The organism is uncultured Caulobacter sp. (assembly GCF_947036865.1).
In the GTDB taxonomy this organism is placed as follows: Bacteria; Pseudomonadota; Alphaproteobacteria; order Caulobacterales; family Caulobacteraceae; genus Caulobacter.
Genome location: NZ_CAMQSF010000030.1, coordinates 17,951 through 35,280, shown reverse-complemented (window position 1 = coordinate 35,280; position 17,330 = coordinate 17,951). Strand labels below are relative to the sequence as shown.

Here is a 17,330-nt window from a genome sequence, read left to right as displayed (position 1 = left end):
ATTGCGTCGCGACCTGAGCTGGCCTAGCTTGCCGGTCCGGGCGGGATCCTCGGCGGATCCCCGAACCGGAAAGTCGCCGTCGCATGGACCAGGCCGTCCCCCTCGCGCCGCCCCCCGCTCGCGGCGTCGTCCCGCCGGCGCCCAAGGTGCATCCCCGCCCGTTCGGCGGCACGATCCTGGGCCAGCTGCGCGTCGCCCGCGAGATGGCCCGCAGCCTGGTCGGCGCCTATACCGAGGACGACTTCGAGGCCCTCGCCACCCCCTACGTCTTCATGGGCCAGAGCGGCCTGCTGCTCAGCGATCCCGTCGCGGCGCGGGCCGTGCTGGCCTCGCCGAAATACGGGCGGCCGGTCAAGGCGGCGCGGCCGTTGAGGCCGCTGGTCGGCGACGGCTTGCTGATGGCCGAGGGCGAGACCTGGCGGCGGCAGCGCAAGAGCCTGGCGCCGGTCTTCACCCCGGCCGCCACGGGCGACCTGCTGCCGCGCTTCGTCGCCGCCGGCGCGGGTCTGGTCGAGGATCTGGCCGGCCGGGACCGCGCCAACCTGGCGAGGGCCTTCCACCGCGCGACCCTGGACGCGGTGCTGCGGGCGCTGTTCTCGCGGCGCGCCGACGCCGAGGGCGCGGTGCTGGCGGATCTGGCCCGCCGCTACATGGAAGGGCCGGCGCACTTCAATTTCTTCGACTATGTCGCCCGGGGCGCCGACGACCTGACCTTCCTGGACGGGGAGCGGCGGCGGGTCGGGGGCCAATGGTTCAAGGCCGTCGACGCGCTGATCGCGGCGCGGCGGGCCTGCCCGCATCCGGCCGTCCTGGACCTGCTGGATCGCCTGCTGGCCGCGCGGACCGAGGACGGCGCGCCCCTGCCCGACCAGGAGATCCGCGACCAGTGCAGCTCGATGCTGGCGGCCGGCTTCGAGACGACCTCCCGCCTGCTGTTCTGGGCCGCCTATCTGCTGGCCCTGGATCCCGAGACCCAAGACCGCGCGCGCGCCGAGGTCCTGGCGGCGCCGGCCGACGAGGTCGCCAGCCTGGACGACCTCAAGCGCTGGCCGCTGCTGCGCGCGGTGCTGTTCGAGACGCTGCGGCTCTATCCGTCCGCGCCGCTGATCGTCCGCCAGGCCCTGGAGGCCGACACGGTGGCGGGCCACGCGGTCGCGCCCGGCTGCATGATCACCATCAGCCCCTGGGTTATCCACCGGCATCGCAAGCTGTGGGAAGACCCGACCGCCTTTCGCCCCGAGCGCTTCATCGACCAGGCTCACCCCTGGGGGATCGAGGCCTTCCTGCCGTTCGGGGCCGGGCCGCGCGTCTGTATCGGGGCCGGCTTCGCCCTGGCCGAGGCGCAGATCGTGCTGGCCAGCCTGCTGGCGCGGTTCCAGATCGCCATGGCCGACGAGCGGCCCGTGCTGCCCAAGGCCTCGATCACCTTGGGGCCCGATCACGAGCCGGACTTCCGGCTGACGCCGATCGGTCAAGCGCGGCCTTGAACGGCGCGGTAGGAAGCACGAGGTTGGACCCACGCTTTTCCAAGGAACCGCCGCCATGACCGACGCCCCGCGCACCCGCCCGTCCGCCACCGCCGACGACAGCGGCCACGGCGGCCTGCAGACCTTCGTCACGGCCGGCCCGTCGACGATCATCGCCGACGTCGCGGTCGCCTCGGGCGGCCTGGACCTGGGACCCGATCCGCACGAGCTGGTCTGCGCCGGCCTGGCGGCCTGCACCAGCATGACCCTGCGGCTCTACGCCAACCGCAAGAACTGGGACGTCACGGCCATGCACGTCGAGGTCTTCCACCACTTCGACGCCGACCAGGTCCCGCACGACCGCTTCGAGCGCGTGCTGACCCTCGAGGGCAATCTGAACGAGGAGCAGCGCGAGCGCCTGTTCGAGATCGCCGAGAAATGCCCGATCCACAAGCTGCTGACGGGGGGGGCGCGGGTGGTGACGACGGTGGGGGAGCAATAAGCTCTCCCCCTTCCCCCTTGATGGGGGAAGGGGATCAAAACCCGTACAGCGCCGCGTATTCCGCGTCCTTGGCCGCGATCTGGCGGGCGCAGTCGACCATCACCTTGGCCTGTTTCCAGGTGGCGTCGTCCTGCATCTTGCCGTCCAGCATCGCCACGCCCGTGCCGTCCGGCATGGCCTCCAGGATGCGCTTGGCGAAGGCGACCTCGGCCGGGTCGGGGCTGAACACGCGCTTGGCGATCTCGATCTGGCTGGGATGCAGGCTCCAGGCCCCGGCGCAGCCCATGAGGAACGCGTTGCGGAACTGCTGCTCGCAGGCCACCGGGTCGTCGATGGCGCCGAACGGGCCGTAGAACGGCTTGACGCCGTGGGCGGCGCAGGCGTCGACCATCTTGGCGAAGGTGTAGTGCCAGAGGTCCTGCTGCACGGAGACGCGCTCGGCGCCGTCGGCGCGCGGATCCTCGATCACCCGATAGCCGGGATGGCCGCCGCCGACGCGGGTCGTCTTCATCGCCCGGCTGGCGGCCAGGTCGGCCGGCCCCAGGCTGATCCCCTGCATGCGCGGGCTGGCGGCCGCGATGGCCTCGACGTTCATCACGCCCTCGGCCGTCTCCAGGATGGCGTGCAGCAGGATCGGCCGCGTGACGCCATGCTTGGCCTCCAGCGAGGCCAGGAGCTGGTCCATGTAGAAGATGTCCCAAGGGCCCTCGACCTTGGGGACCATGATCACGTCGATCTTGTCGCCGGCCTTCTCGACGATGGTCGCCACCTCGTCGAGGTGCCAGGGCGAGTTCAGGCAGTTGATCCGCGTCCAGAAGCCGACGCCCATCGCCTTGAAGTCGATCTCGCGCGCCATCGCCACCAGGCCGGCCAGGGCCGCGCCCTTGGCGTCGGCGGGGATGGCGTCCTCCAGATTGGCCAGGATCACGTCGACGGTCGGGGCGATCTCGGGGACCTTGGCGCGGACCTTGTCCAGGTGCGGCGGCACGAAGTGGATCATCCGCTCGACGCGGGCGGGAAGCTCGCGGTACGGCGCCGGCGCGCCGATCGCCAAGGGTTTGAAAAAGCCGCGCGGCGTCTTCATGCTGGTCACTCCCCGTTCTTGATCCTCCCTCACCCGACCTTTCCCGCGAAAGCGGGGAATTCGGATAGGGGTGTGCTTTTCGCGCTCGCGAGAACCATGCTGCGACGCAGCATGCGCGTCAAGCTTATCGCCGTTAAGTCTTCGCCGCTGGAGGCGGCGGCGGCTTGGGCATCTCCTCGGGATCCTCGCGCTCGAGGTCGGCGGCGGCGTCGTTGCTGGAGACGACGCGGGCGCCCTTGGCCTTGCGGCGGCGGGCCGGCTCCAGGCGCAGGCTGGTCAGGGCGTCTTCGCCCTCCTCGCCGAACAGGCCGCGCAGGCGGATGTCGCGCTGCGGATAGGGCACCTCGATCCCCGCCCCGCGCAGGGCGTCGTCGATCAGCCAGGTATAGGCCGCGAAGATCGCCGCCGGCCGGCGCACCGCCTCGACCGTCGGCCAGACCACCAGCTCGAACTTCAGGGCGTGGTCGCCATAGCCGACCAGCCAGACCTGGGCCCGGCGCACCGCGTCATCGGGCGAGGTGTAGGGCGCGGCCTTGGCGGCCTTCAGCACCGCCTCGCGCACCTTCTCCTTGTCGACCCCGAAGGCGGTGACGAACGGCACGCGCAGACGGCGATTGGTGTTGCGCAGGGTCCAGTTGATCACCTGGTCGTTCACCAGGACCGAGTTGGGCACGATGATGTCGGTGCTGTCATTGGTGCGGATGCGGGTGGCGCGGGGGCCGATCTCGTGCACCACGCCCCGGCCGCCATTGGGCAGCTCGACGAAGTCGCCCACCGCCACCAGCCGCTCGAACACCAGGGAAACGCCGGACGCGAAGTCCTTGATGACGCCCTGCAGGCCCAGGCCCACGCCGACGCCCAGGGCGCCGGCGAACACCGTCAGCGAGGTCAGGTCCAGGCCCATGGTCGACAGGCCCGCCACCCCCCCGATGACCACCAGGCCATAGGTGACGACCTTTTCGACCACATAGAGCGAAGCCGCGTCGCCGGCCGCCTTTTCCCGCAGCCGGCGCAGGCCGGCCGAGGCCACGCGCGCGGCGAACAGAGCGGCCGCCACGATCAGCAGCCCCGCCGCCAGCCCGCCCACCGTCACCGACGCCTTGCCCAACTTCAGGAGTTCGAAGGAATCGAGCGTGCGAAGCGGGTTTTGTCCGGCCATGGGGGCGAGTGTGGGCGGAGGACCCGCCCGCGATCAAGGTCTGTCGCCCTCCTCCCCCTTCTGGGGGAGGTGTCGCGGCCGCGAAGCGCGCCGTGACGGAGGGGGTTGATCATGAGTCAGAAGCGCCGGCGCTGGGGGGCCCCCCCCCCCCCCCCGGGCCCCCCCCCCCTCCCCCAAAAGGGGGAGGAGAGAGGGCGCGGGCGCTACCGCCCGACCATCGCCATGCCGACGGCGGTGTAGCGGTCGCCCGCGACCTCGGTCTCCGGAACCGCGGCGGCGATGCGGGCCAGGTCGTCGGCCGACAGGGTCACGTCCACCGCGCCCAGGTTCTCTTTCAGGCGCGCGATCTTGGTGGTGCCCGGGATCGGGGCGATGTCCTCGCCCTGGTGCAGGATCCAGGCGAGGGCCAGCTGGGCCGGGGTGATCCCCTTCTCGCCGGCGATGGCGGTCAGGGCCTCGACCAGCGACAAGTTCTTTTGCAGCGCCTCGCCCTGGAAGCGCGGCATGTTGTTGCGGAAGTCGTTGTCGCCCAGGCTGCCCGCCTTGATCGCGCCGGTCAGGAAGCCGCGACCAAGCGGGCTGTAGGGCACCAGGCCGATGCCCAGTTCGCGGATGGTCGGCAGGATCTCGGCCTCGATCCCGCGCGTCCACAGCGAATATTCGCTCTGCAGCGCCGCGACGGGCTGGACGGCATGCGCCCTGCGGATCGTCGCCGCGCCCGCTTCCGACAGGCCGAAGTGCTTGACCTTGCCCTCGGCGATCAGGTCCTTGACCGTCCCGGCCACGTCCTCGATCGGCACGTTCGGGTCGACGCGGTGCTGGTAGAGCAGGTCGATCACTTCGACCCCCAGGCGCTTCAGCGAGGCCTCGGCGACCTCGCGGATGTGCTCGGGGCGGCTGTCGACGCCGCGCGTGCGCGAGAAGCCTTGCCCCTCCGGACCGATGTCGAAGCCGAACTTGGTGGCGATCACCACCTTGTCGCGGAAGGGCTTCAGGCCCTCGCCGACCAGAACCTCGTTCAGATAGGGTCCGTAGACCTCGGCGGTGTCGAAGAAGGTGACCCCGCTCGACGGCCTGGGCCAGCAGCCGGTGGGCGTCGGCGGTCTCCATCGCGGTCCCGTAGACCTGGTTCATGCCCATGCACCCCAGGCCGATGGCCGAAACCTCCAGGCCGTCACCGAGCTTGCGCGTCTTCATGGGGAACTCCTTCTTGGCGGGCGGCGGCGCCCTCGCCGCGGCCGGTCTCAGATGGGATCGCGGCGCCGGATCGGCAGGCGCCTGGGCGAGAATCCGGAGGATCGGGCAATCTTCTCGTTCGGACGCGCAATCGACAAGACCCCGGAGATTTCCCGACAAGACCTGTCGGAACGCCGCCCGCCCCGCCGTCCTTGAGGACGCGACGATGGAGACCGCCATGCCCAAGATCACCCCCTTCCTGTGGTTCGACACCCAGGCCGAGGACGCCGCCAATCTCTATGTGTCGATCTTCCCCAATTCCCGGATCACCAGCGTCAGTCGCTACGCCCGCGAGGCGCCCGGCGCCGCCGCCGGCCAGGTGATGACCGTGACCTTCGAGATCGACGGCCAGAAGGTCACCGCCCTGAACGCCGGGCCGATGTTCAAGCTCAGCGAGGCCTTCTCGTTCGTCATCGACTGCGACGGCCAGGACGAGGTCGACCACTACTGGAACGCCCTGACGGCCAACGGCGGCCAGGAAAGCCAGTGCGGCTGGCTGAAGGACCGCTTCGGTCTCTCGAGGCAGGTCACGCCCCGCCAGCTGATCGAGATGACCACCAGCCCCGACCGCGAAGCCGCCGGCCGCGCCTTCCAGGCGATGATGGGCATGAAGAAGATCGACATCGCGGCCCTGCGCGCGGCGTTCGAAGGAGGGTAGGTCGCCACCCTCTCCTGAATCCCAGGAGAGGTGGTTGACGAAAAACTCTACATATGTTGATTAGGGCGCATGACCCGCGCCCCGAACATCTCGCGTCAGACGATCGCCGTGCTGGCAGCGCTTTCGAGCCAACCGCAAGCCTGGCGCTACGGCTATGATCTATCCAAGGAGACCGGTCTGAAGTCGGGCACCCTTTACCCGCTGCTCATTCGCCTGGCCGATCAGGACCTGCTGGAGGCCGAGTGGCGCCAGCCACTGACGCCCGGCCGTCCCCCGCGCCACGCCTATCGCCTGACCGACGCCGGCCTTGCCCTCGCGCGGGACAGACTTTCCGGAGCCCCGTCGGCGGTCACGTCGGCCCTAGTCCCGAAGCCCGCGCAATGACCCTCGCCCAGCGCCTCTTGATGCATGCGGCCGCCGTCATGCCCCCGCGTCGCCGCGCCTGGATCGAGGCGATCCAGGCGGAACTGCCCGCCATCACCGACGAGCGCGAGGCCCTGGCCTTCGCCCTTGGCGGCGTGCTCACGGCCTACAGAGAACGGATCTCGCCCATGCGCCTCGTCCTGCTGATCACGCGTCTGTCGATCGCCGCCGTCACGATCGCGACAGCGATCGTCCACGCGGCGTTTCCCGCCTACTTCCTCGCTGTTTTCGTGGACCTGAAACTCAACGGCATGAGCGGCTGGGCAGGGCGCTTCCACATGTGGCGCGGACGTACCGTCGGGGAGGCGATGGGCCTCATGGGCACGATGCCGCTTTGGCACTTGGCCGCTTTTCTGCTGCTGGCCGGGGCCCTCGGCGCTGCGGCCTGGTCGCTCGCGCGGTGGAACCCGCGTCGCTTGATGTTGGCGATCGCCACCGGCGCGGCGGTCGCCGTCGCCAATGAGCTTGCGCTGAGGCTATCCTGGCCGTTGCCGTTCGTGGTCCACCCGACCGTCTTTTGGTTGGACTATGTGGCGTTCGCCTTGCTGGCGGCGGCTGGCGGCGCGATCTGGGCTCTCAGCCGCCAGCGGGCGGAGCCAGCAAGAGCCGACGCCTAGGCGCCGGACCCCCGCGCCGAACAGATCGAAGCAATCGTAGCGGGCCTGCGGTATCCGGATCGAGCAGGTCGCCGCTACGCCGCCAGCTTCATCAGGCTGCCGGGCGGCATGTCCTGGCGGATCTGGCGGTCGAGGTCCTCGGTCATCGTGTCGAGGTCCTTCAGGCCCTCCTCGTCCTTGACCTCGTCGGAGCGCTCGAAGCGGCCGGGCTGGGTGAGGATGCCCTTGGTCTTGGCGGTCCGCAGCTCGTCCTTCAGGGCCTGGCTGGTCCCGCGCGCGAGCTTGATGAACTCCATGTCGCCGGAGGCCTCGGCCTTGGCCTCGTCCTCGATCCGGTTCCGGGCGCTGGCGGCGGCGGCGGGATCGGCGGCGGCGTCGGGCAGGTTGGCGAAGTCCTCGCCGTAGAGCGCGCCGGCATCCTTGGCCGCCTGGCCATAGTCCTTGACCGCCGCCCGCAGTTCCTTGGCCGCCGCCGCCAGCGCCTTGGCCATGGCCTTGGGATCGTTGGCGTGGATCTTCTTGAGCAGCTTCAGGCGCTCGACGATCCGTTGCAGCCTGGCCTTGGCGCGGCCCTTGGCGTCGCCGACGGCGCTCTTGCGGCCGGCGCGCAGGTCCTGCTTGAGCTTATCGGCCGCCGCCAGGGCCTCGGCGGCCTTCTTGGCTTCGGGCGAGCCGGGGGCCGACGTCGCCGCGTTCGCCGCGACGGGCGCGCCCTTCGCGGTCTTGGCGTAGGCGAGCCGCGCCAGGGCGCCCGCCTGTCCGGTCACCATCACCACCGGCCTTCCAGCCCGCCACGGCGGTTCTCCGCCTGTCTCGAAGGCCAGATCTAACAGGGCAAGGTTAAGCTTATGCCTTTTTGACGAACTCGGTGCGCAGAACCAGGCCCTTGACCTTGTCGACATTGGCCTCGATCTCGTCGGGGTCGCCGGTCAGGCGGATCTTCTTGACCAGCGTGCCGCGCTTGAGGGTCACCCCGCCCGAGCCCTTGACCTTCAGGTCCTTGATCAGGGTGACATTGTCGCCGTCGGCGAGGACGGCGCCGTTGGAGTCGCGGGTTTCGTCCGACATGACGAGCCTTTCGGGAGCGGGCGCCAGGTCGGCAAACCCGTAGATTTCGTGGGGGCTTTCCTAAGCGGCGCCTTGGGCCGGCGTCAACCGGGCGTCTTCTTCCGCCCCAGCGGGTGCTTGGTCTGGACAATGTGCTGGAGATGCTCGCCGGCCACGTGGGTGTAGATCTGGGTGGTGGCGATGTCGGCGTGGCCCAGCAGGGTCTGGATCACCCGCAGGTCCGCGCCGCCTTCCAGCAGGTGGGTGGCGAAGGCGTGGCGCAGCACGTGGGGGCTGACCTTGTCGCGGTCGATCCCGGCGGCGATCGCCGCGTCTTCGAGAAGTTGCCCGACGCGCCGCGCGGTCAGCCGGCCGGACGCGCCGCGCGAGGGGAACAGCCACGGGCTATCCTTCGCGCCCTTGGGCAGGAAGGCCGGTCGCGCGGCCAGATAGGTCTTCACCGCCGCGCGGGCCGCGTCGTTCAGCGGGGCCAGCCGCTCCTTGCCGCCCTTGCCCTTGACGATCAGATAGGCCGGATCCCGCGCCAGGGCCGACAGCGGCAGGGCCAGCAGTTCCGAGATCCGCAGGCCCGAGGCGTAGATCAGCTCGATCATGCAAGAGAGGCGAACGCCCTGGGCGCTGTCCTTGGCGAGGGCGGCGGCCAAGAGGCGCTCGATCTCCTCGCGCTCCAGCACCTTGGGCAGAGGCCGGCCGGCCTTGGGCGCGGCGACGCGCCGGGAGGGATCGTCGGTCCGCCAGCCCTCGCCCAGCACGAAGCGGTAGAACTGGCGGACGGCCGAGCGGCGGCGGGCCGCCGTGGCGGGCGACAGGCCCCGCGCGCCGAGATCCTGGAAATAGGCCTCGACGGTTTGCGCGTCGGCGTCGTCGAGATCTTGGCCCGAACGGCCCAGGAAGGCGCGGGCGTCGTCGAGATCCTTGCCGTAGGCCGTCAGGGTGTTGCGGGCCGCCGCCCGCTCGACGGCCATCATCTCCAGGAAGGCGTCGACCCAGCCGGCCGCCTTCGCGCTCATTTCGTGAAGGCCAGGCCCAGCAGCCCCTCGACGACGATGGCGCGGGCGTCGGCGGTCAGGCCCGCGCGATTGAGGCCCCGGGCGATACGGGCGCGGTCGACCGGCTGCGGGCCGGCCGGGCCGGCGTCCAGCGCGATGGACAGGGCCAGCAGCCCCGCCTCGCCCTTGCGTTTGGCGCCGGCGGCGTCGTCGATCAGCTGGACCCGCGCGGCCGAGGCGGCGGGTCGGCCGAGGTCGAAATTGGCGAACTGGGCGCGCGCGTCGGCGTCGAGGGTCCCGCCCAGGCTGGACAGCAGCCCGGCGGCCATCTGGGCCGGAGAACGGGCGCCCGAGGCCGCGCCCCGGGCGACCAGATTGCCCAGCGCCTGGTTGTCGACCTTGCCGGAGGCCGCCGCGATCAGGGCGTCGAGGATGGCGAGATCGGCGGGGCTGGCGCCCGGCACGCGGTCCTGGACCATGCGGCCGCGAATGGCCTGGGCGCTGGCGACGTCGCCCGCCGCCACGGCCGCGCGGGCCAGCAGCACCGGGTCCTGCAGCGGCGCGCCGGCGGCGGCCAGGGCGGCGATCGAGGCGGCCGAGGCCTGGGCGGCCTCGACGAAGGCCGGCACGGTCTTGGCCTGACGCAGGAAGGCGATGTCGGACGCCTCGGCCGCGGTCAGGTCCGCGCCGGGCGCGACGCCGGCCAGATCGCCCGCCGCCGGGCGCAGCAGCGGCTTCAGCGCCGGCGAGGCCGAGGCGATCGCCGAGGCCGACTGGATGTCCAGGTTCAGCCGCCGCGACAGGGCGTAGTCGAGGCCCGTCTTCAGGGACGCGGTCCCCGGCGCGGTTCCCGCCAGCGCCGCGCCCATCAGGCGGACATAGTCGGCGTCCTCCTTGCCCTTCGGAGTCTGCTGCTGGACCAGCTGGAAGGTCAGCTGGGCGGCGTCGGCCTGTCCGGCCCGCAACTGGCAGAAGGCCCGCAGCCGCAGCCAGTAGGGACCGCCGCGATCGACGGTGAGCGCTTCCTCGGCGCGGCAGGCCTTGTCGTCGTCGCCGGCGATCAGCGCCGCCTCGGCGAGGGCCATCGACAGGCCCGCGCTGCCCGCCACGCCCGGCGCGCGGTCGAGGATGGCGTTGGCGCCCTTGGCCTCGCCCAGGGCGATCAGGGCCAGGCCCCGCGCGCCGCCCATCTCGGGATCGTTGCCCACCGCCGCCGGGGCGTTGGCGCCGGCCGCCAGCAGGCGCCGCGCCAAGCTGGCGAAGGCCGGCGACAGCGGCTTGCCGCCGGCCAGCTTCGGCAGGATGTCGCGCAGGATGTCCGGCGCGGTGTCCTTCCAGAGATCGGCGGGCAGGCCCGTCTCGGCCGCCGGGCTGGAGAAATAGTCCGGCGCGGCCAGGCTCTTGACCTTGACCTCTTCCTGGGCGCGGGCGGCGACGGGCGCGGCGAGCGCGAGACACAGGGCGGCGGCGTGGGCGGAGCGCATCGAAGGAGCCATGAACCGGTTATGACGCATCGCGGGACTCTCGCAAACTTGGCGGTTGGGTCCAGCCTCGTGTAAACCCGCGACCGCATCATGACCGAACCGCCTCCGAGTCCCGAAGACAAGGCCCTCTCCCGCCACCGGCCCGAGGACCTGGCCCCGCTGCGCCAGCGCACCATCGTGCTGGTCGGCCTGATGGGCGTGGGCAAGTCCAGCGTCGGGCGGCGGCTGGCCAATCTGCTGGACCTGCCGTTCCGCGACGCCGACACCGAGGTCGAGGCCGCCGCGGGCCGGTCGATCTCCGAGATCTTCGCCGAGCTGGGCGAGGCCGCCTTCCGCGACGGCGAGCGGCGAGTGATCGCCCGGCTGCTGGACGAGCCGCCGCACGTGCTGGCCACGGGCGGCGGGGCCTTCGTCAATCCCGAGACCCGCGCCCTGATCAACGCCAAGGCCGTGTCGGTCTGGCTGAAGGCCGACGTCGAGCTTCTGGCGCGCCGGGTGTCGCGCAAGGACAACCGCCCGCTGGTGCGCGGCAAGGATCCGGTCGAGGTGCTGACCGAACTGGCCCGGGTGCGCAATCCGGCCTATGCCGAGGCCCAGGTGCACGTGCAGACGGGCGACACGCCGCATATGGTGGCCGTCGAGGCCATCCTGACCGCGCTGCGCGCCCGCCTCCCCGTGGCCGAGTAGGAGTTCCCCGATGATCCGCACCGTTTCCGTGGGCCTGGGGGATCGCGCCTATGACGTGGTCATCGGGCCGGGCCTGATCGATGAGGCCGGCGCGCGGATCGCGCCGGTGCTGGGCAAGCGCAAGCGGGTGGCGGTCGTCACCGACGACAATGTCGGCGAACACCACGGCGAGCGCCTGGCCGCGTCCCTGGAAAAGGCCGGCATCGCCGTCGACCTCATCACCATCCCGCCCGGCGAGGAGAGCAAGAGCTTCGAGGGCCTGGCCGACCTGTCCGACCGCCTGCTGGCCCTGAACCTGGAGCGTGGCGACCAGATCGTGGCGTTCGGCGGCGGCGTCGTGGGCGACCTCGCCGGCTTCGCGGCGGCGATCTACAAGCGCGGGATCGACTTCGTGCAGGTCCCGACCACCCTCCTGGCCCAGGTCGACAGCTCGGTCGGCGGCAAGACCGCCATCGACACCCCGCGCGGCAAGAACCTGATCGGCGCCTTCCACCAGCCGCGCCTCGTCCTGGCCGACCTCGACGTCCTGGCCACCCTGCCCGCCCGCGAGCTGGCTTGCGGCTACGCCGAGATCATCAAGTACGGCCTCTTGGGCGACTTCGCCTTCTTCGAGTGGCTGGAGGCGAATGTCGCCGCGGTGCTGGACCGCGACGTCGAGGCCCTGGTCCGCGCCGTCGGCCGCTCGGTGGAGATGAAGGCCGAGATCGTCGCCGAGGACGAGAAGGAAGCCGGCCGCCGCGCCCTGCTGAATCTGGGCCACACCTTCGGCCACGCGATCGAGGCCGAGATGGGCTTTGGCGACGCGCTCAAGCATGGCGAGGCCGTCGGGGTCGGCATGGCCCAGGCCTTCCGGTTCTCGGCCGGGCTCGGCCTCTGCCCCGGTCAGGACGCCGCCCGCGCCGAGGCGGCCATCAAGGCCGCCGGCCTGCCGACCACCCTGGCCGAGGTGCGGCCGGAGCCCTTCGGCGCCGACGCCCTGATCGCCCACTGCGGCCAGGACAAGAAGGCCGAGGGCGGCAAGCTGACCTTCGTCCTGGCGCGCGGGATCGGCGAGGCGTTCGTGGCCAAGGACGTGGACCGCGACGCGCTGCGGGCGTTCCTGGTCGCGGAAGGGGCCCTAGGCGCTTGACCGTAAAGCCTGTTTAGCGGGTTTCGAGGGTTCCATCCCAACCAGACGGGCTCCAGGCGGGACATGCTCTTTCCGCCTGGCGAAGACCTCCAGCGGCCCTCGCCGGGCGAGTCCGTTTCCCGCTTTTGCTACCCCGCGCGGTTTCCGCTAGAAGCCGCGCTATGTCGCACAACACCTTCGGTCACCTGTTCCGCGTCACCACCTGGGGCGAGAGCCATGGGCCGGCGTTGGGCTGCGTGGTCGACGGGTGCCCGCCGGGGATCGCCCTGACGGCCGAGATGATCCAGGCGTTTCTCGACAAGCGCCGGCCGGGCAGCGGCAAGTTCGTCACCCAGCGCCAGGAGCCGGACGCGGTCCGCATCCTGTCGGGCGTGTTCGAGGACGAGCGCTCGGGCGGTCAAAGGACGACCGGCACGCCGATCAGCCTGATGATCGAGAACACCGACCAGCGGTCCAAGGACTATTCCGAGATCGCCCAGGCCTTCCGCCCGGGCCACGCCGACTACGCCTATTTCGCCAAGTACGGCGTGCGCGACTATCGCGGCGGCGGCCGCAGCTCGGCGCGCGAGACCGCCGCGCGCGTGGCGGCCGGAGCGGTGGCGCGGCTGGTCATTCCGGGCGTCACCGTCCGCGCGGCCCTGACCCAGATCGGCCCGCACGCGATCAACCGCGACAACTGGGATTGGAACGAGACCGAGCGGAACCCCTACTGGTGCCCCGACGCGGCCATGGTTCCGGTCTGGGAAGAGCACCTGGAGACGATCCGCAAGGCCGGCTCCTCGACCGGCGCGGTGGTCGAGGTCGAGGCCGTCGGCGTCCCGGCCGGCTGGGGCGCGCCGCTCTATGGCAAGCTGGACGCCGAGCTGGCGGCGGCCCTGATGTCGATCAACGCCGCCAAGGGGGTCGAGATCGGCGAGGGCTTCGCCAGCGCGGCCCTGACCGGCGAGGACAACGCCGACGCCATGCGCCTGGGGCCTGATGGCGAGCCGCTGTTCCTGTCCAACCACGCCGGCGGGATCCTGGGCGGCATCTCGACCGGTCAGCCGATCGTCGCGCGGGTCGCGTTCAAGCCGACCTCGTCGATCCTGATTCCCCGCCAGACCCTCAACGAGGCCGGCGAGGAGGTCGACCTGCGCACCAAGGGCCGCCACGACCCGTGCGTCGGCATCCGCGGCGCGCCCGTGGTCGAGGCGATGACCGCCTGTGTCCTGGCCGACGCCTTCCTGCGTCATCGCGGCCAGACGGGCGGCGGCGCCTTCGCGCCAGGCGCGAGTCGCCGATAGGCCGCGCGGCGGCGTCCGAAGCCGGCGCGAGACGGTCTCGCCGCTGAAATAGCATATCTTTCGCATTGACCCTGGCGCGGCCCCGGCGCTATGCCTCTCGCCCACGCGTAACCTATGTTATTCCGTATACCCGCATGGCGGGTGTCGGCGGGGTGGCGACGAAGAGGCACAGCGGATGCGGTTCGACCTTCTGAAGGTCCTGCTGGTCGACGACAATCAGCACATGCGCGTCCTGCTGATCGAGATCCTGCGCGCGATCGGCGTGCGGCACGTGTTCGAGGCCATGGACGGCGCCGAGGCGCTGACCATCATGCGCGCCACCGCCATCGACGTGGTGTTCACCGACCTCACCATGGAGGGCCTCGACGGCATCGACTTCGTCAATCTGGTCCGTCGCGCCCCCGACAGCCCCAATCCCTTCGTGCCGATCGTGATGATCACCGGCCATTCGACCGAGCGGCGGGTGCGCGAGGGCCGCGACGCCGGGGTCAACGAATTCCTGACCAAGCCGATCACCGCGCGGGGCGTCATTCACCGCCTGACGCTGCTGATCGAGAACCCCCGCCCCTTCGTGCGGTCCGAGGACTATTTCGGCCCCGACCGCCGCCGGCGCAACGATCCGCGCCACAAGGGCCCCTGGCGCCGCGCCGACGACGCCCTGACCACCTTTATCGACACGCCCGACGATATCGCCGGACGCGGCCATCCGACGCGGAGAATCTAAACCCTTGGTCGGGTAGAAGAGAGTGAACAGCGTTTCGTGAGCTTCACCATGACCTTCCGCCGCCTTGCCCCGCTTGTCGCCATCCTGGCGGCCGTGGCCTTCACCCAGTCGGGTTGCCTCGCCGCCGCGGCGGTCGGAACCGTCGCCGGCACGGCCGTGGGCGTCACCGGCGCCGTCGTCGGCGGCGCGGGCAAGGCCGTGGTCGCCACCGGCAAGGCGGTGATCCCGGGCGGCGGCAAGAAGGATCGGGCGGAGCGAGACGACTATCGGCGCTGAGCCTCTCCTCCCCCTTCATGGGGGAGGTGGATCGTCGCGAATACGCGACGAGACGGAGGGGGTCCGCACATGTTGCGTAGCCTTGGCGCCATCCCCCTCCACCGGCTTCGCCGGTCCCCCTCCCCCAAAGGGGGAGGATAGATCGGTCCGGCGGCTCTACAAACTCAGCGCGCAGCTTTCTCCGATGGTCGGCCGCGACATCACCACGCGCGAGAGGCCTGGGAAGGTCGCCTTCAGCCGCTCGGCGAAATAGAGGCACAGCCGTTCCAGGCTCGGCACCTCAAGCCCTGGCTTGTCGTTCAGCAGGCCATGGTCAAGCTCGGCGGCGATGGCCTTCAGCGCCACGTCCAGGGTCTCCAGGTCGGCGACCCAGCCGGCCTCCTGGAGCTCGCCCCGCACGCTGGCCTCGACCTTGAACGAGTGGCCGTGCAGCTTGCGATAGCGGTGGTCCGACGGACCTTGCTCGATGAAATGGGCCGCGTCGAAATACGCGGCCTTCGTGATCTCGAAGACGGGCTTCATATGTCGCTTCTTATGACTAGGCCTGGGAGGCTCTAGCGCGACGACCCTGTCACCAAGTCGAGCGCCTTATCCGTCAGGGCAGGCCGAGATATTTGTGTGTCTGGACGCTTAAACGCCATTGTGGGTGGGAAAGGCAATAGGCGACGGCCAATTGCGTGTTCCTGTCGCGGTCCGGACCGTCCATCGGCTGCAGATAGAAACGCTCGAAATCGAGGTCGGCGAAGCGCTCCGGCATGGCCTTTTCCTGCGGGAAGACCAGCTTCAGCTCCTGGCCCGAGGTCTGGACGACCGGCGCGTCGGCCTTGGGGCTGACGCAGATCCAGTCGATCCCGGCCGGGGCGGGCAGCGTGCCGTTGCTCTCGACGGCGATCTGGAAGCCGCGCGCGTGAAGGGCGGCGATGGCCGCCGCGTCCAGCTGCAACAGCGGCTCGCCGCCGGTGCAGACGACCAGACGATCGTCGGGTCCGCCGGTCCACTGGGCCTCGACCGCCGCCGCCAGATCCTCGGCGGTGGCGAACTTGCCGCCGTTGACGCCGTTGGTCCCCACGAAATCGGTGTCGCAGAAGGTGCAAACCGCCTTGGCCCGGTCCTCCTCGCGGCCGGTCCACAGGTTGCAGCCGGCGAAGCGGCAGAACACGGCGGCCTTGCCGGCTTGCCCGCCCTCGCCCTGGAGGGTCAGGAAGATTTCTTTCACCGAATACGTCATGCCCCCTTCCCCCTTTGATGGGGGAAGGGCCAGGGATGGGGGTGACAGCGCGTCAGGACGGGGCGCGAGCCGAACCGCCGCGTCACCCCCACCCTGACCTCCCCCATCAAGGGGGAGGGAAATCGCGATGCGGCGCTCATTCAGCCAGCGCCTCACGCCCCGCCGCGTCCCATTCGGCATAGCCCTTCTCGCGGAGCTCGCAAGCCGGACAGGCGCCGCAGCCATGGCCCCAGGCGTGGAGTTCGCCGCGTTCGCCCTGGTAGCAGGTGTGGCTTTCCTCGACGATCAGCCGGACCAGGTCCTCGCCGCCCAGGCGCTTGGACAGTCCCCAGGTCTGGGCCTTGGTCAGCCACATCAGCGGCGTCTCGACGCGGAAATTGCGGTTCATCCCGAGATTCAGGGCGTTCTGCATCGCGTCCAGCGTGTCGCGGCGGCAATCGGGATAGCCGGAAAAGTCGGTCTCGCACATGCCGCCGACCAGCACGTCCAGCCCGCGCCGGTCGGCCAGGGCCGCGGCGTAGATCAGGAACACCAGGTTCCGGCCGGGAACGAAGGTCGAGGGCAGGCCGCGCTCGGTCATCTCGATGGCGCGGTCGGCGGTCAGGGCCGACTGGGCCACCGCGCCGAAGCTTCTGATGTCCAGCACGTGGTCCTCGCCCAGGCGATCGGCCCAGCGCGGGAAGCGCGCGGCGATCTCGCGGCGCACGGTCTGGCGCGCCGCCATCTCGACGACGTGGCGCTGGCCATAGTCGAAGCCGACCGTCTCGACGCGCCCGTAGCGCTCGAGAGCCCAGGCCAGGCAGACGCTGCTGTCCTGCCCGCCGGAAAACAGAACCAGAGCGCCGGGGGCGGTCATCTCGCTCATGCGGGTCTTTCGCTTGGAAAGTGGGGGAACATGGGGCCTCCTCTACACGACGCAAGCCGCGCTCGGAACCGCGCCGCCGCGCCGGGGCCGGAACGGCGGCCCGATCGTCGATACCGATACAACGAACGCGGACGAAGTCATTCGCGCGCGAAACAACGCCCGATTCCCGTGTCGCTTGGCCTTGAGATGGTCCGCGACCGCGATTTCCGTTACGGCAGCGCCACACCCGTTCTTCTAATTTGCCGGAAACTTACGCGCATTAGGAGAACACCACCTCCCGGAAAGTGAAAAGGCGTAACCTATCGCTGTTCACTTACAATCAGGCCAGTTGACAGCTTTCAAACGCAAGTATGCAATCGACAAATGCTGCGAGGGGTTCGCCGTACGCCCGCGTGGTGAAAAACGGTACGGCGCCGAGGAAACATCGACGCTCGCAGGCCCACCCATAAGGC

19 protein-coding genes and 1 pseudogene are annotated in these 17,330 nt (G+C 70.4%); 10 read left to right on the top strand and 10 right to left on the bottom strand.

Annotated elements, in window-relative coordinates; translation table 11 throughout:
- Positions 1-83 precede the first annotated feature (83 nt).
- Together Q0V34_RS15035 and Q0V34_RS15030 are read left to right on the top strand one after the other, a co-directional pair.
- Complete coding sequence (locus tag Q0V34_RS15035; protein WP_297513287.1) at positions 84-1,487, top strand: cytochrome P450; 1,404 nt, start codon at positions 84-86, stop codon at positions 1,485-1,487.
- Between the two features lie 55 nt (positions 1,488-1,542).
- Positions 1,543-1,968 (top strand): OsmC family protein, encoded by a 426-nt coding sequence (locus Q0V34_RS15030; RefSeq protein WP_297513286.1) that lies wholly within the window; start codon positions 1,543-1,545, stop codon positions 1,966-1,968.
- A gap of 34 nt (positions 1,969-2,002) precedes the next feature.
- On the opposite strand, the gene Q0V34_RS15025 is transcribed toward Q0V34_RS15030, so the two are convergent.
- The 3 genes and pseudogenes from Q0V34_RS15025 to Q0V34_RS15015 all read right to left on the bottom strand — a co-directional run bounded on the left by Q0V34_RS15025 (position 2,003) and on the right by Q0V34_RS15015 (position 5,408).
- Positions 2,003-3,061, bottom strand: a complete 1,059-nt coding sequence (locus tag Q0V34_RS15025) for a CoA ester lyase (RefSeq protein WP_297513285.1) — start codon at positions 3,059-3,061, stop codon at positions 2,003-2,005.
- Positions 3,062-3,185: 124 nt separating this feature from the next.
- A complete protein-coding gene (locus Q0V34_RS15020) occupies positions 3,186-4,211 on the bottom strand; it encodes a mechanosensitive ion channel domain-containing protein (protein ID WP_297513284.1) in 1,026 nt (341 codons plus the stop codon).
- A 203-nt stretch (positions 4,212-4,414) separates the two neighbouring features.
- Positions 4,415-5,408: pseudogene (locus Q0V34_RS15015) on the bottom strand (aldo/keto reductase).
- Between the two features lie 217 nt (positions 5,409-5,625).
- On the opposite strand from Q0V34_RS15015, the gene Q0V34_RS15010 reads away from it, so the two are divergent.
- The 3 genes from Q0V34_RS15010 to Q0V34_RS15000 all read left to right on the top strand — a co-directional run bounded on the left by Q0V34_RS15010 (position 5,626) and on the right by Q0V34_RS15000 (position 7,145).
- The gene (locus Q0V34_RS15010) at positions 5,626-6,105 is read left to right on the top strand and encodes a VOC family protein (protein WP_297513283.1); all 480 of its coding nucleotides are present in this window, start codon (positions 5,626-5,628) and stop codon (positions 6,103-6,105) included.
- Positions 6,106-6,174: 69 nt separating this feature from the next.
- A complete protein-coding gene (locus tag Q0V34_RS15005) occupies positions 6,175-6,489 on the top strand; it encodes a PadR family transcriptional regulator (protein WP_297513282.1) in 315 nt (104 codons plus the stop codon).
- Positions 6,486-7,145: a hypothetical protein gene (locus Q0V34_RS15000; protein WP_297513281.1), complete on the top strand. Its 660-nt coding sequence runs from the start codon at positions 6,486-6,488 to the stop codon at positions 7,143-7,145. The genes Q0V34_RS15005 and Q0V34_RS15000 overlap by 4 nt, the downstream gene beginning before the upstream one ends.
- A gap of 74 nt (positions 7,146-7,219) precedes the next feature.
- Here the strand turns inward: Q0V34_RS15000 and Q0V34_RS14995 are convergent, their stop codons facing one another.
- From Q0V34_RS14995 to Q0V34_RS14980, 4 genes are all read right to left on the bottom strand, one after another.
- Positions 7,220-7,915: a hypothetical protein gene (locus Q0V34_RS14995; RefSeq protein ID WP_297513312.1), complete on the bottom strand. Its 696-nt coding sequence runs from the start codon at positions 7,913-7,915 to the stop codon at positions 7,220-7,222.
- A gap of 76 nt (positions 7,916-7,991) precedes the next feature.
- Positions 7,992-8,213 (bottom strand): alkylphosphonate utilization protein, encoded by a 222-nt coding sequence (locus tag Q0V34_RS14990; RefSeq protein ID WP_297513280.1) that lies wholly within the window; start codon positions 8,211-8,213, stop codon positions 7,992-7,994.
- A gap of 83 nt (positions 8,214-8,296) precedes the next feature.
- Positions 8,297-9,223, bottom strand: a complete 927-nt coding sequence (locus Q0V34_RS14985) for a site-specific tyrosine recombinase XerD (RefSeq protein WP_297513279.1) — start codon at positions 9,221-9,223, stop codon at positions 8,297-8,299.
- Positions 9,220-10,716 carry a hypothetical protein gene (locus tag Q0V34_RS14980; protein ID WP_297513278.1) on the bottom strand — a complete coding sequence of 499 codons (1,497 nt, stop codon included), beginning with the start codon at positions 10,714-10,716 and terminating at the stop codon, positions 9,220-9,222. Before Q0V34_RS14980 ends, Q0V34_RS14985 begins: the two co-directional genes overlap by 4 nt.
- A gap of 60 nt (positions 10,717-10,776) precedes the next feature.
- On the opposite strand from Q0V34_RS14980, the gene Q0V34_RS14975 reads away from it, so the two are divergent.
- From Q0V34_RS14975 to Q0V34_RS14955, 5 genes are all read left to right on the top strand, one after another.
- Positions 10,777-11,373: a shikimate kinase gene (locus Q0V34_RS14975; RefSeq protein WP_297513277.1), complete on the top strand. Its 597-nt coding sequence runs from the start codon at positions 10,777-10,779 to the stop codon at positions 11,371-11,373.
- A 10-nt stretch (positions 11,374-11,383) separates the two neighbouring features.
- Complete coding sequence (gene aroB, locus Q0V34_RS14970) at positions 11,384-12,502, top strand: 3-dehydroquinate synthase (RefSeq protein ID WP_297513276.1); 1,119 nt, start codon at positions 11,384-11,386, stop codon at positions 12,500-12,502.
- A gap of 161 nt (positions 12,503-12,663) precedes the next feature.
- Positions 12,664-13,785 carry a chorismate synthase gene (gene aroC, locus Q0V34_RS14965; protein ID WP_297513275.1) on the top strand — a complete coding sequence of 374 codons (1,122 nt, stop codon included), beginning with the start codon at positions 12,664-12,666 and terminating at the stop codon, positions 13,783-13,785.
- Between the two features lie 175 nt (positions 13,786-13,960).
- Positions 13,961-14,509: a response regulator gene (locus tag Q0V34_RS14960; RefSeq protein WP_297513273.1), complete on the top strand. Its 549-nt coding sequence runs from the start codon at positions 13,961-13,963 to the stop codon at positions 14,507-14,509.
- 48 nt (positions 14,510-14,557) lie between these two features.
- Positions 14,558-14,785: a hypothetical protein gene (locus Q0V34_RS14955; protein WP_297513309.1), complete on the top strand. Its 228-nt coding sequence runs from the start codon at positions 14,558-14,560 to the stop codon at positions 14,783-14,785.
- Positions 14,786-14,941: 156 nt separating this feature from the next.
- Here the strand turns inward: Q0V34_RS14955 and Q0V34_RS14950 are convergent, their stop codons facing one another.
- From Q0V34_RS14950 to queC, 3 genes are all read right to left on the bottom strand, one after another.
- The gene (locus Q0V34_RS14950) at positions 14,942-15,307 is read right to left on the bottom strand and encodes a 6-carboxytetrahydropterin synthase (RefSeq protein WP_297513271.1); all 366 of its coding nucleotides are present in this window, start codon (positions 15,305-15,307) and stop codon (positions 14,942-14,944) included.
- Positions 15,308-15,380: 73 nt separating this feature from the next.
- Complete coding sequence (gene queE, locus Q0V34_RS14945) at positions 15,381-16,013, bottom strand: 7-carboxy-7-deazaguanine synthase (protein WP_297513269.1); 633 nt, start codon at positions 16,011-16,013, stop codon at positions 15,381-15,383.
- A 136-nt stretch (positions 16,014-16,149) separates the two neighbouring features.
- A complete protein-coding gene (gene queC / locus Q0V34_RS14940; protein WP_297513267.1) occupies positions 16,150-16,878 on the bottom strand; it encodes a 7-cyano-7-deazaguanine synthase QueC in 729 nt (242 codons plus the stop codon).
- Positions 16,879-17,330: the final 452 nt, after the last annotated feature.